Genomic DNA, 12,868 nt, shown 5'->3' with positions numbered 1-12,868 from the left:
TGTCGCGCACCCGCCGGTTCATAAGAAAGACTTCACCGGTCGCGACGCGTCGGCAGCCCTGCCAGACCGGCAAGGCACGGCCAGCTCGGTCGCGCTGGAGCGCCATGCCAGCGACGGTGCCATCGACGGTTATGGTGAGGCCCGAGCGGCAGACGCTTTGCCCGGACGCCGCAAGGATGTGCTTCAGAAGTGGCACGCCCTTTGGCAGATAGCCGCGACCAGCGAGGAAAGCGGCGAGCGGCTCGGGCGCGTTCACGGCGACTAGATCGCCGACCGCGGATGGTTTGCCGTTGTCAATCCGGTAGAGCCCGAGCGGCGCGCTGGCCGACGCGTTCCAGACCAATCTGACCGGCATCGGCACGAAAGCCGGAAAGCCGATGGCCATGCTTGCGGCAGCACCGGCCAGGATGATCGCGGCACGCGTCACAGCCCCGCCCTCCTGCGCAGCAGGGCTGCGCGATGCTGGTCGAGCGTGTAGGCGCGCGGTGCCTGCCCGGCGGTTATGCGGTTGTGGATGCTGCGCCAATGATCGGACGATACTGACTCGGCTTCAATGCCGAGGCGCTCAATGGCGTCGATCGCCTGCAGAACGCGTTCAACCCTGGGCCAGCTCTCAACCCTCAGCAGGATTTCGCCACCTGGGCGCACAAAGGGAAGCGTCTGATATGCCTCGCCGGGCGCCACGGCCTGCACGATGTCTATACGCGAGATGACCGTTCCGAAGTCGTTTGCGGCCCAGCGCACGAAGGCGAAGACCGCGCCGGGTCGGTAGGACAGGATGCGCCGGCGGCGATCGACGATCTGCTCTTGGGTATGCGTGCCGAACCGTATCCAGTTCTCCTGTCTCTTTTCCCTCCAAATCAGTTCGACATACACGAGATTGTCAGAGAGCTGGGGCCCGTCTGGGAGCGCACGGCGCAGGCTAGTGGCGGCGATACCCGTCATAAACATGCTCCTGGTTTTGCGAGGGATTCGCGCGTATCTGGCGCTGGATCGAGGGGTGGCGAAGCCGCGCCGGACACCGGCGATGCCGTGCGTGGCCACGCGTCATCCGCGCACAGTCAGCGCGAGTATCGCCTGTCTTGCGCGGCTGGCGCGGGCGTATGTCGCTTGGCCGGCAAGACCGAGCCGCGAGGATCTGACGTCGAGGTGACGGCGCCGCGCTCGGCCCAGGCTTGGAGATCGTCGACAGCATAGACGACGCGGCCGCCGAGCTTTTTGTAAGCAGGGCCTGTGCCGTAAGTACGGTGCTTTTCGAGAGTCCGGGCGGACAAGCTGAGGAAATCAGCAGCTTCCTTGGTGCGCAGAAAGCGCGGCGGCAACACGGCGGTATCGGGTCGCATTGGATCGCAGCTCCGTGGGGTTTCGAGCGGCCGCTGACGACCAGCGGCGGACGGTGACTACGGTGGCGGAGGATGGGCTGCGGAGGGGATGGGGAAGTTGCGGGGTGCCAAAAATCCCACCCCGTGGCTGAACCGGAGGGCTACGCCCGGCGTCGATGGCGCAATATCTGCAGATAGCCGCCGGCGATCAGGGACGTGGCGCCCTCGACCAGGCCGATCACGGCGTCGCGAAGCGCGGAGGTTTTCCAGGGATCGGCGGCGATGCGGGTAAGCCCGTAGAGAGCGATTGCGATGTCGCGATAGCTGGCGCCGTTTGAACGGCCGTCGGCGGCCCGCATCATGAGGCGAAATCGGCGTCGCTGCTTCTGGGTCATTCGCGTGTCAGGCGGTGCCGGGCGGCCCTGCCAGGAACGCCAGAAGCGGGTAAGCGCCTCGATCCGGCCTAGGGTCTGCGCGTCCAGCGGAACCAACACCGCCAGCTGACCGTGCGTGTCGCTGCCAGGCAGGAGAAGAAGCTGGGTCACCGCACCGGCTTTGTGAATTGTGTGGCGTCCTTCCGGACTATCGTGTTCCTCACCCAGAGCCGTCAACGGCGCAAGCGCTGCCGATGAAAGGAAATCCGGCACGCGGACAAGAGGAACTACCGCTGGATCGACGTCAGGCGACCAGAGGACCTCTTGCGCCAATGCGGATAAGTCAGGCCTGGCCGGGAAATCGCAGCCCCCATATCCGCTGCTCCTCGGGCGGCATTGGCGCTTTTTGCGAGCTTGTTCTCAGGAGCGCCTGATAGTGCCGTTGATAGGGCTCGTGACGCCGCAGGCACTCCCAGGCGAGCCCTTCGATTGGTAAAGCATCGAAATAGTCGTAGCTGTCATGGTCTCGCCAATGCGACGTATCCGGCCTCATCTGAAGAGCTCCTCGCAATAAAGCGCAGCCCCCGTCTCAAACATTTCGACTCGCGGCGAGTGACGGAAGCCCGTCACTGGGCATCAGGTGATGCCATTTCGGCATCATCTGCGAGCGGTAGCGACGGTGGCGCTACCTGCCGGTTTTACGAAGGAGATGGCGGTAGCCGGCGCGTGCCATCCAGCGCGCTCGCGCCAGATGGCTGTCATGAATGCGCCGGGCGCGCTGCGGCTCTTTCGTCAAATCAATGCCGAAGAGTATTTCCACCACCTCGCGCCAGTCCGCGCCGTCATCGGCGGCGTCCAGCAGGCGCGCATAGAGCTTGATGTGTTCGCGATCATACTCGGTAAGTTCATCGGCCGTCGGCGCGGCCTCGTCAAACGGCTCAATCATCGCTGGCCATCGCATCAACAGAGTGAAGGTTGCATTTTACAGAAGCAACCTTCTGAGTGGAGGCCCGCTCGATAGCATCAGGCGATGCGATCCCGGCATCGCCTTTCCTCTTGCGGAAGCAACTCAGCCAGTTGCTCGCGGGAGAAGGCCCCGGCGCTCCGGCCGGGGCCTTCTTGGGCTCTTAGTCGCGCCGCGCACTCGGCCGCGACCAGATGAGCGAGAAGCCTTCTCCCTCTTCGTCGTCGAAGAGGTTGGCGTAGATCGGGGCGTTGAAGCTCGGATCGTCGAGCTTGAGGCCCAAATAGTCGCGACCTTCGCCTGAGCGCTTCGTCCAGGCGGCGCCGATCTCGGCGCGGCCAACCAGGACCCGGTGGCTGGGAGCGTTCTCGCCCGTGGCGCGCTGGTCGGGGACGATGCGCACGTTCTTGGCCTGGACGCTAAGGGTGACGATCTCGCCGGTGAACTCGTTCGAGCCGGTCTTCTTGAAAGAGCCGATGGTAGCCATTGTATGTCTCCGTTTTGGTGTCCGAGCCCGCACCATTGCGGCCTCGATGGCGATCGGCAGGCCGGAGGCGATCGACGGCGCACCCCGAAGGGGCCCGACAGCCAAGGAGGGCTTTCTTGTCTCGCGAGGAATGGCGGCGCCTCGGGGTCCCCACGCGGCCTGTCGCGTGGGGTGGGGTCCGGCAGGGGAAGAAAGTTTGACGCGGCTGTTGCGTCACAGGCGATCGAGGCGCAGCCGGCCTTCGGCCAGATCAGGCCATTGAAGAGGCCGTTTGGAGCGGTCGCGTCACGGCCAGATAACGGATAGGATGGCGCCCGTTCGACATCGGCAAGGTGCCGGCGTAGTCTCGCCGGCTTCGTCTTCTCCCCCCAGGCCGATGCTGCTGCATGCTCGCCTCCCAGCGTCACCACGGCGATCGCCATGCCGGATATCCGGTGCCCCGCCGATACAAGGCTCTGCTCCTGCAGCGCTCCAGCGAAGACCGCTTTTCCGGGCCAGCGTCGATCCGCGCCGCACACGCCCATCGTAAAGGCACGAGACGACGTGGGGCGACCACGCCATTGCTGCCCTGGTCGTGCTGACGGCGATGACGAAGATCAGGCCTGCGCAAGATCCCGGCGGGACGGGGCTGGTGCCGCCGCAAATCCAGCGGCCCGTACGGAGGCGGTGATGCCGACTGCGACCGCGCCGATGACGGAGAACATGATCTGCCACGCGTCGGACAGCATGAGATGCCTTCACGATGCCGTGGGTCGCATGGAAGCCGGCGATCGCCGCCGGCGCGCGAAGGCTGTCGCCACGATCAGCTTCAGCCACATGAGCCGAACGAGGCTGATGAGCAGATGCCCGGCCGCGAGCGTTATGGCTGCCGCGACCGCGCCGACAAGAATGGCACCGGAAATGCCGGCGCCCGTGCCATACGCCCACGCACCCGCGGTCACTCCGACAAACCCAGGCACGCGAAGACGGCCAGCGTGAACAGCAGCAGACCGATCGCTACGAGAGATGCAAGCATTGCGACGACGATCATCGTGGTAGTCTCCGTCAGGACAAAGTCTGACGTCGCGCTTTCCACCACCACGGCTCGGTTGAAGTATAGCGTAAGAGCGCGAGCGCCGGGAGCGGAAATCGCCGACGATTTCCGCTCCCGGCGCCCCTGCCGTCCGTTCAGGGGGCGAAGGGATCGATTTCATGGACGATGGCGGCGGTGTCGCCGTCATATTCGCTGGCGAGGGTAACCGACAGCGTGCCGTCGCCGGCCCGGAAGATGATGATGGTGGCCATCAGGGTGGTGGCGAGGCTGAAGGCGAAGGCGTGAGCGTCATTGAGGGACATCGATCCGGCTCCTGGTTCGAGCGGAGGACCATTCCCCGCTGACAGGCGCCCGATGTGTCGGACTGAACGCTGCAATCACCGCGCAGGCGCAGCCGCAGCGGCGGCATGCTCGCATAGCCGACCCTTTACGGGTTGATGGCGACAAGCGATCAGTCTGACCAAGGATCAGCGCAATGAAGCGGAGGCATGGTGCCGTGCGACGGTGCCAGATGCGACCCATCGGCACGCACTCGCTCTGAACAGCCAGATGCAGATCGCCCTTCGAGTAGTCAGTCGTTCGCAGCAAAGCGGCTAAAGGCTTCGATGACGTGTAAGACTGCCGCATTCCCGGATGACGTGCGACGAGGGTAATGCTTGAAGTATCATCCCACTGCAGTGCCATTGCGATCAGGCTTCCGCGTCGTCCGCGCGCGCTTACCGCATGCATTGCTCGATGTGCATCAGGGTGCAGCCCCCTTCGCCTACTACGTCGCGCGGACGGTAAGCATCACTGCTCCCGACGGCACGTTTGAGAGCTGTCTGTGGGGAGAAGCGAAACTCCGCTGGTATCACTGCCGGATGTGCGGCTGCTTCACGCATCATCATTCGGTGGGTCGTCAGACTGACTTGAGCCAGCGAACGGGGTGAATCTGCGCTTGGCCGATGTCCAGACTTTGTGCGGTTTGGAAGTCAAAGTTCGTGATGGCGCAGCACACACTTGGAAACTGATCGGCACCTCTCGCTACGGGAGCGGCGAAGGCTGAAGTGTGACGGCGCTCACGCGCCGCCGAACTTCCAGACCGGGATGCCGAGCTTCTTCGCCTTGTCGGCGAGATTGTCGTGGATGCCCGTGCCCGGAAAGTGCATCACGCCCTTCGGCACGATCCCCAAAATCTCGTCGTTTCGCTTGAACGGTGCGGCCCGGCCGTGCTTGGTCCAGTCGGGCGCGAAGCCAATCTGCGGCACGTTGCGGTTCTTCGCCCAGAGCGAGGCGATCTTCTCGGCGCCTTTCGGCGACCTGCCGTGCACCAGCAACCATGTCCGGATGCTTCTCATGCACCTGGTCGAGCTTCGCCCAAATGAAGCGGTGATCGTCGTAGTCGAGCCCGCCGGTGACGACGATCTTGGGGCCCGGAGGCAGAAGGATCTCTTGCTCGGCGCGCCTCTTCGCCATGAGAAAGTCGCGGCTGTCGATCAGCGCTGAGGTGAGATTGCGATGGTTGAGCTTCGATCCGCTGCGCGGGAGCCAAGGTTTGCCGACCTGGCGCTCGTAGTGCTCGGCAGCTTGGTCGCGCATCAGCTCGAAGGCGTTCTGACGTTCGATCAGTGTCTTGCCCTCGGCAATGAGTCGTTCAAGCTCAACCGACTTCACCTCACTGCCGTCCTGTTCACGCTGGGAGCGCTTCTGGGCCTGCTCGTTGTCGTCCAGCTCGTGCCCGATCCGCGCGGCGGCTCGGTGAAAGACGTTGACAGTCGACCAGAGCAGATCGTCGAGGTCAGGTTCGAGGCGCGTGTCCTCCAGGGTCACGATCAAGGCGTCGAAGATATCGGCGATGGCCCCCGCGACCGCGTTGCCGTCCGGCAGGAGCCGCTGATCGGGTTCGTCGGCGAAGGGCCGATAGCCATGAAGCTGCAGTTCGTTGAGGACATGGTCGGTCGGTGAGGATTCGTGATGCGGTTCGAAGTCGTCGTGCTCGCTCATGGGATGCTCCGTCGGTTGGACCGCGACCGTCGCGGCCTTCATGGCGACGAAGCCCACGGGCCGGACGGCCCGGCACCCGGAGCGCAGCGCAGGGCTCGATGGCTAAGGCCGACTATTTTGTCTCGCGATGGAAAGGCTCGAGCCGGGGTCCCCACGCGGCCTGCCCGCGTGGGGTGGACTTGGGCCGCCGGAAAATAGTCGGGCGCCGTCATTGCCGGGCTGGCCGGCTTGTGGGTCGATCGCCCTATCGAAGGCCGAGGCGCGGTCCTCTCCGACGGAATGACGCATCCGGAGGGGCACGGCAGCACCGCCCAACGTGCCCTCGTGCCGGTCAGGCCGTCAGCGTCATGAAGCGTGCGACGTCCTGCGCACCGATCTGCATCCGCGTCTGGGTGCGGAGCGTATCAACGCCGAAGGTGCGGAGATCCTCGTTGAAGTCTCCGAGCTGGGGAGAGATGACGATCGCCTCGATGCCGACCGCATTCGCCCGTTCGACCAAGGTATCGCGGGCGCCGTCACCGGCAGGATCGTCGTCGCGCAGGATGTAGAGCCGGCGCAGTGTGTCCGGGAACAGGATGGCAGCGAGATGCGCTGCCGAGAGCGCTGCCATCATCGGCATGTCGGGCAAGACCTGTCGTGCGGACAGCACGGTCTCGATGCCTTCGCCGGCCGCGATCACTTCGCCGCCGATGCCAAAGCGGACCGCATTGCCGAGAAGATCGCCCATCGCCCGGCGCGGTGTGTCGAGAGGCGCCTTGTCCCGGCGCCGCGGGTCGAGCCAGGTGCGATGCGCTCCGGTGATCCTGCCGCCGAGATCGGTGATGGCCGCGATCATCGCCGGCCAGGTCTCGGTCGGCGAATGCTCGTCCGGGCGATAGTAGCAGCGCGGGTGGAAATGCAGGCTTCCGGTTTCGCGCAAATCCGTAATTGCACGTTCGCGGAGATACGCTTGCACGATCGTGCCGATGATCGGCTGCGACATGCGGATGAGGCGTTGGGCCGCCTCTGGCGATCCGTGCGGTGCAGGCGCTTGCTGCCTGGATGCGTGCGCCTCCGGCTCTGCGGGCGGCATGGAGAGGAACCTCCGCGCTTCGTCGGCGACGTCCTTGAAGTCGATGAGACCACAGCTCTCCCGGATCACGTCGAGGAGATCGCCATGCTCACCGGTTGCGGCGTCGGTCCATTTTCCGGCCGGGCCTTTCGGCGAGTCCTTCAGGCGTACGTACATGGAGCGGCCGGGCGTGTTGCGCACATCGCCCACCAGCCAGTAGCGGCCTTCGCGGCGGCCCCTTGAGAGATAATGACGGCACACCGCCTCGGCCTGCTGGCCGAGACGATGCGCGAGGTCGGATGCGTCCTGACGGCCCATCACGCAGCCTCCCGATCGGAGATGCGCGCGACCGGATAGCTGTCGAGCAGTTTGGCGAGCACGGTCGGGCCGCTAGCGTCGACCGGGACGAAGAAGCGGAGCTTCCATGAGATGATCTCGCTGAAGAGACCGTAGGCCCGCAGCCGGTCGCGCATCGCCTCGGTGAAGCCGGTCAGCTCCAGCCGATAGACGCTCATGACGCGGGCGCGCCGGAGTTGCAGACCCTCGGCGAGATCGAGTACCGTCTTGCCGTCCATCAAAGCAGTGAAGGCATCTGCAGGCGCCAGCTTGCTCATGCCGGACGATGCTGCATTGGCGGCCCAGGCCGGCGAGACACGGCGACCGATGATGCGCTCGCCGGCGTCTGTCTGCAGGCGATAGACGCGCGTCGATTCCTCGGGCAAGCGCTTCCAGATTGGAAGGAGCAAGCCCGCCACCACATGGATCGTGCTGTCGGAGTATTCTGGGACGCCGGCCAGCTCGGCCTCCCAGGCGGCGGCGAAACGGTCGCGATCGGCTTCCTCCCAATGGCTCTCCTCCATGATGCGCAGCGGTGCGTAGTGCTGCTCCATCGGCCGGATCAGGCAGATGCGGCGCTCGATCTCGCCGTCATCGAGCATCATCGACGGCGCCGGCACCTGGACGGCAGCGCGGCCGGAGCGGCCGTTGACCAGCAGGCACGCGCGCCGATCGGCAAGGTAGGCCAGCGCGTCCGCGACCGTCATCGGACGATTGCGCTCGCGGCGCGTGATGGTGAGCAGCCGCGTCTCCGCGCCGGTGCCCGGATGCGTGTGGATCACCTGGCTGTCGGTGACGACGAAGCTCTCGGCCTGCAGTGTTTCGAGCCCGACGTCATAGACGCCGCTTCTGATGGCGCCCTCGATCTTGGCGGCGAGAAGCTGCTCGAACGCCGTGAACAACACGCCCTGCAAGTCGATGGTCAGCGCCAGCAGACGATTGAGGAAGGTGGTGATCGGCGGCAGCTCGTCCTTGATGCCATTGTCATCCATCAGCTTCAGGCCGGTTGCGGACTCGAAGCGTTCGAGCGAGCATCCGTCGACCTTGCCGCGGACGAGCAGCAAGTAGAGCTGGCGCAGAGCATCACGCGCATAGTGCGATTCCAGGTTGTCCTCGGGCCGGAACAGGCCTTGGCCGCCGGTCTGGCGCTGGCCTCGCGTGATGGCGCCCAGCGTGTCGAGCCGACGCGCGATCGTCGAGAGAAACCGCTTCTCGGCCTTCACGTCGGTCGCGATCGGCCGGAAAAGCGGCGGCTGCGCCTGGTTGGTCCGATTGGTGCGACCAAGACCCTGGATCGCGGCATCGGCCTTCCAGCCCGGCTCCAGTAGGTAGTGGATGCGCAGGCGCTGATTCCTGGCGGCAAGGTCGGCGTGATAGCTGCGGCCGGTGCCGCCGGCGTCCGAGAAGACGAGGACGCGCTTGTCGTCATCCATGAAGGCGGCGGCTTCGGCGAGATTGGCGGAAGCGGCCCGGTTCTCCACCACAAGCCGCTCGCCCTTGCGCACCACGCGACGCGAGCGCCCCGTGACCTCGGCGACGACATCGGTGCCGAAGCGCTGGACAATCTGGTCGAGGGCGCCGGGGACCGGCGGCAGTGATGCAAGCCGTTCGATCAGCTCGTCGCGACGCGCGACGGCTTCCCGGCTCTCGACGGGCTGGCCATCGCGGTAGACGGGTCGCGACGACAGATTGCCCTCGCTGTCCGAGAACGGCTCGTAGAGCTGAACCGGGAAGGAATGGGCGAGATAGTCGAGGACATACTCGCGCGGTGTGATGTCGACGCGGATGTCGTTCCATTCCTCGGTCGGGATCTCGGCCAGGCGGCGCTCCATCAGGGCTTCGCCGGTCGAGACGATCTGAATGACGGCGGAATGGCCGTCCGCCAGGTCCCGCTCGATCGAGCGCACCAGCGTTGGTGTCTTCATGCTGGTCAGCAGATGGCCGAAGAAGCGCTGCTTGGCGCTCTCGAAGGCCGAGCGTGCGGCCGACTTCGCCTGCCGGTTCAGCGTGCCGCTCTCTCCGGTGATGTTAGCGGCCTGCATCGCCGCGTCGAGATGATTGTGGATGATCGCAAAAGCGCCGGCATAGGCATCGTAGATCCGGGTCTGCTCGGCTGTGAGCTTATGCTCGACCAGCTCGTATGCGACGCCGTCAAAGGAGAGCGACCGCGCGGTGTAGAGGCCGAGCGCGCGCAGGTCGCGGGCGAGCACCTCCATGGCCGCGACGCCGCCATTCTCGACCGCCTCGATGAATTCGGCGCGGTTGGCGAACGGGAAATCCTCGCCGCCCCACAGACCGAGCCGCTGGGCGTAGGCGAGATTATGGACGGTGGTCGCGCCGGTCGCCGAGACATAGACCACGCGAGCACTCGGCAGGGCATGCTGGAGACGGAGCCCCGCACGGCCTTGCTGCGACGGGGCTACGTCGCCCCGTTCTCCCTTGCCGCCGCCGGCGTTCTGCATCGCGTGGGACTCGTCGAAAATGATCACTCCGTCGAAATCGGACCCCAACCATTCGACGATCTGCTTGACACGCGAAAGCTTCTCCCCGCGGTCGTCAGACCGTAGAGTAGCGTAGGTGGTGAAAAGGACCCCTTCGTCCAACCGGATCGACGTCCCTTGCGCGAAGCGCGAGAGCGGTGTGACCAGCAGGCGCTCCATGCCGAGCGCTGACCAGTCGCGCTGCGCATCCTCGAGCAGCTTGTCGGATTTGGAGATCCAGACCGCCTTGCGCCGGCCCTGGAGCCAGTTGTCGAGGATGATGCCGGCCGACTGGCGACCCTTGCCAGCGCCGGTGCCGTCGCCGAGCATGAAGCCCCGGCGGAATCGGACGGCACTCGCCGCGGTGTCTGCCGCAGCGCTGACGAAATCCCCGGTCTCGTCCACCGTCCAGGCGCCAGCGAGATATTCGCTATGGGCCTCGCCGGCATAGATCACCGTCTCGAGCTGCGCGTCGGAGAGCATGCCGTCGGTGATGATCGCGGCCGGAAGCGTCGGGCGATAGCTCGGCTTCGGCGGCGCGACCGATGCCATCGCGGCCGACTGCACCAGATTGGTAGGATGCGGCTGCGCGCCCGGGATGCGAATCGACTGAAGCCTATATGCTTCGTAGATCGAGTCCGATAGCCGGCCGCCCGAGGGCGGCGTCCACTCCACGGTCTCATGGTCGAGCGGCACGCCTTCGATCTCGGCCGTGCGCCGCGCGGGCGAGGCGGCTGCGGCTCGGGCGAGATAGCCGCGAACGCTGCGAGGCGCGGCGTCTGATGCGACGTGCTGCAGCCTGACAGCCATGCGTGGCGGGATGTCCCGCCCGATCCAGTGGAGCAGCGTCGCCACGTCGGGCGCAACACCGGCGGATTCGGGGAAGCGAGCCGCATCCTCGGCCGGCGCCTTGTCGATGACGGTCAGGCGCGTCTCGATGGTTGTTCCGTGCTTGGCATAGACCGCGCCCGCGATGGCCGAGGTGAATACGACGCGGCCGCGCTCTTGCAGCCGGACGAAGCAGTCGCGCCAGACAGGCAGCTCGGGCGAGAAGTTCGCCCCGGTGATCGCGACCAGCCGGCCGCCCGGGGCAAGTCGCGCCAGTGCCGAGGCGATGTGGCGATAGACGGCGTCTCTCATGCGTCGGGAGACGTTCGCCATGACCGAGAATGGCGGATTCATGATGACCACGCTGGGAACGGCAGCGCAATTGAGATGATCCTCGATCTGGGCAGCGTCGAAGCGCGTGACGGAGATCGCCGGAAAGAGGAACGCGAGCAGTTCGGCGCGGGTTTCGGCGAGCTCGTTTAGGATGAGACCGGAACCGGCGGCCTCGGCGAGAACCGCAAGCAATCCGGTTCCCGCGGAGGGCTCCAGAACCCGGTCGGCTGGCGTGAGCGACGCCGCGGTCATGCTGGCCAACGCCAGCGGAATCGGCGTCGAGAACTGCTGGAACGCCTGGGCCTCCTCGGATCGGCGTGTATGGGTCGGAAGCAACCCGGCGATCTTGGCCAATGCAGAGAGCCGTGCGGCCGGGGAAGCGGCTTTGCGGAAAAGTGGTTTTCCGTATTTGCGCAGGAATAGTACAGTCGCCGCCTCACAGGCATCGTAGGCCATCTTCCAGTCCCAGGCGCCGTTGGCGTCGGACGCGCCAAATGACGCCTCCATCGCGCTGCGCAATACCGCTGCCTCGATACGTTGGCCGCGTTCAAGATGGGGAACAAGCCGCAAGGCCGTGGCATGGATGGCAGCAGCTGGGTTGCGAGGTGTCGACGCAGATAAGACGGGATTGGCGGTGGCGGTAGGAAGCAAAACGTTCATCGGGAAGACCTCGGAGAGCGACAGTGGGAAAGCCCGCCAGCTCTCTCTGACCGCACGGGCTCAACCCGGCTCGGCCGAACTTTCACTCTGGGTTCATCCAACACAGAAATGTCCGGCGCTCTTGCGAGCGCCGGACGGCCAGGACCTGCGTGGAGGGATACCTATTCGGCGGCGTCGAGCTGCTGTTCCTCTTGGGCGTCGGCCAATTCATCTTCCTCGTCGCCCGCGAGGAATTCGGGCAGCGGCTCGCCCTCATTGTGCGAGTCGGAGGCGGCTGCCTGCGCATCGATGTCGGCAAGCCGCAGTGGTTCAGGAAGCCACCCGCTGTCCGCAAGCAGTCGTTCCGCTTCCTTGGCCATGTCGCCTTTCTTCAGGTGATCGATCAGCTGGGCCGCGCGCTCCCCCTCGCCTTCCCGGACGGCCTCAAGGATACGGGCTTTGGTGACGCGACCGAGATAATTGCCAACTGTTGGCCGCCAACCAGCCTGTGCCATGTCCAATCCGAGCACGCGGGCAAGATGGTCGGCTTCCGCAAGGCGCTGCTGGACGCCGTGCGCGGAGATGGCGCCATTGCCATAGCGATCGGCCCGTTCATAAAGGGCATTCACGCCGAAGGATGCGCAATGGGCGAACAGTTCAGCGCGTTCAGTGTCGGTGAGACCTGTGAGCACGTCCCAAAGGTTGGCGACATCACCCGCAAGACGTGCCTCCCAGGCCTTGTGGCGGGCTTCGATTGACCGCGCATAGGGCGTATCGCGAAGATCGGCAGACTGCGCCGAAAAGACAGTGTTGCGTACCGAGACTTCCATCGCGACGCCTTGCGAGCTGTGGCGGAAGAACGCGTCCCGGACGAGCTTGTGAAGCACGGTAAGGAACGCCGTCGCCGGCTCATTCGCGAGTTTATCCCGCAGCGCCAAGGTGCGCTCGGCGGTCAGCTCCATGATCAACCGATCGGGCAATGGCTTGATGGCATCCTCGTCATCGTCCTCCGGCTCGGTCGACTGGGCACCGAGGGTG

Annotated in this window: 10 protein-coding genes and 3 pseudogenes; all 13 read right to left on the bottom strand. The window is 65.3% G+C overall.

All coding sequences use genetic code 11. The features are described from left to right. Positions 1-427: S26 family signal peptidase (locus EOA32_RS23210; protein WP_145971337.1), on the bottom strand; the 427-nt coding region annotated here is incomplete at its 3' end. After that, positions 424-945: a DUF2840 domain-containing protein gene (locus EOA32_RS23205; RefSeq protein WP_128372979.1), complete on the bottom strand. Its 522-nt coding sequence runs from the start codon at positions 943-945 to the stop codon at positions 424-426. The genes EOA32_RS23210 and EOA32_RS23205, both read right to left, overlap by 4 nt. Before the next feature lie 116 nt (positions 946-1,061). Then, complete coding sequence (locus EOA32_RS23200) at positions 1,062-1,343, bottom strand: helix-turn-helix domain-containing protein (protein ID WP_128372978.1); 282 nt, start codon at positions 1,341-1,343, stop codon at positions 1,062-1,064. Between the two features lie 140 nt (positions 1,344-1,483). Then, a complete protein-coding gene (locus EOA32_RS23195) occupies positions 1,484-1,867 on the bottom strand; it encodes a DUF2285 domain-containing protein (protein WP_245499359.1) in 384 nt (127 codons plus the stop codon). A 172-nt stretch (positions 1,868-2,039) separates the two neighbouring features. Next, positions 2,040-2,249 carry a DUF6499 domain-containing protein gene (locus tag EOA32_RS40045; RefSeq protein WP_189407325.1) on the bottom strand — a complete coding sequence of 70 codons (210 nt, stop codon included), beginning with the start codon at positions 2,247-2,249 and terminating at the stop codon, positions 2,040-2,042. A gap of 132 nt (positions 2,250-2,381) precedes the next feature. Next, a complete protein-coding gene (locus tag EOA32_RS23190) occupies positions 2,382-2,642 on the bottom strand; it encodes a DUF2285 domain-containing protein (RefSeq protein WP_095832284.1) in 261 nt (86 codons plus the stop codon). 181 nt (positions 2,643-2,823) lie between these two features. Then, positions 2,824-3,147, bottom strand: a complete 324-nt coding sequence (locus tag EOA32_RS23185) for a DUF736 domain-containing protein (protein ID WP_095832283.1) — start codon at positions 3,145-3,147, stop codon at positions 2,824-2,826. A gap of 596 nt (positions 3,148-3,743) precedes the next feature. Continuing rightward, positions 3,744-4,177: pseudogene (locus tag EOA32_RS23175) on the bottom strand (hypothetical protein). A gap of 137 nt (positions 4,178-4,314) precedes the next feature. Then, positions 4,315-4,482: a hypothetical protein gene (locus EOA32_RS38765; RefSeq protein ID WP_170950363.1), complete on the bottom strand. Its 168-nt coding sequence runs from the start codon at positions 4,480-4,482 to the stop codon at positions 4,315-4,317. Between the two features lie 756 nt (positions 4,483-5,238). After that, a pseudogene (locus tag EOA32_RS23170) lies at positions 5,239-6,163 on the bottom strand (DUF2493 domain-containing protein). Between the two features lie 331 nt (positions 6,164-6,494). Continuing rightward, a complete protein-coding gene (locus EOA32_RS23165; RefSeq protein WP_128372977.1) occupies positions 6,495-7,532 on the bottom strand; it encodes a toprim domain-containing protein in 1,038 nt (345 codons plus the stop codon). After that, positions 7,532-11,851: a strawberry notch family protein gene (locus EOA32_RS23160; RefSeq protein WP_128372976.1), complete on the bottom strand. Its 4,320-nt coding sequence runs from the start codon at positions 11,849-11,851 to the stop codon at positions 7,532-7,534. Before EOA32_RS23160 ends, EOA32_RS23165 begins: the two co-directional genes overlap by 1 nt. 161 nt (positions 11,852-12,012) lie before the next feature. Then, positions 12,013-12,868, bottom strand: a pseudogene (locus EOA32_RS23155) (DNA-binding protein); the annotation flags it as partial.

It is taken from the genome of Mesorhizobium sp. M1A.F.Ca.ET.072.01.1.1 (genome assembly GCF_004023325.1).
In the GTDB taxonomy this organism is placed as follows: Bacteria; Pseudomonadota; Alphaproteobacteria; order Rhizobiales; family Rhizobiaceae; genus Mesorhizobium.
This window is presented reverse-complemented; position numbering and strand designations above follow the sequence as displayed.

Coding starts and splice junctions, on each gene's coding strand:
- EOA32_RS40045 (WP_189407325.1), bottom strand. CDS start 2,249: ATGAGGCCGGATACGTCGCATTGGCGAGACCATGACAGCTACGACTAT.
- EOA32_RS23205 (WP_128372979.1), bottom strand. CDS start 945: ATGACGGGTATCGCCGCCACTAGCCTGCGCCGTGCGCTCCCAGACGGG.
- EOA32_RS23160 (WP_128372976.1), bottom strand. CDS start 11,851: ATGAACGTTTTGCTTCCTACCGCCACCGCCAATCCCGTCTTATCTGCG.
- EOA32_RS38765 (WP_170950363.1), bottom strand. CDS start 4,482: ATGTCCCTCAATGACGCTCACGCCTTCGCCTTCAGCCTCGCCACCACC.
- EOA32_RS23185 (WP_095832283.1), bottom strand. CDS start 3,147: ATGGCTACCATCGGCTCTTTCAAGAAGACCGGCTCGAACGAGTTCACC.
- EOA32_RS23200 (WP_128372978.1), bottom strand. CDS start 1,343: ATGCGACCCGATACCGCCGTGTTGCCGCCGCGCTTTCTGCGCACCAAG.
- EOA32_RS23190 (WP_095832284.1), bottom strand. CDS start 2,642: ATGATTGAGCCGTTTGACGAGGCCGCGCCGACGGCCGATGAACTTACC.
- EOA32_RS23165 (WP_128372977.1), bottom strand. CDS start 7,532: ATGGGCCGTCAGGACGCATCCGACCTCGCGCATCGTCTCGGCCAGCAG.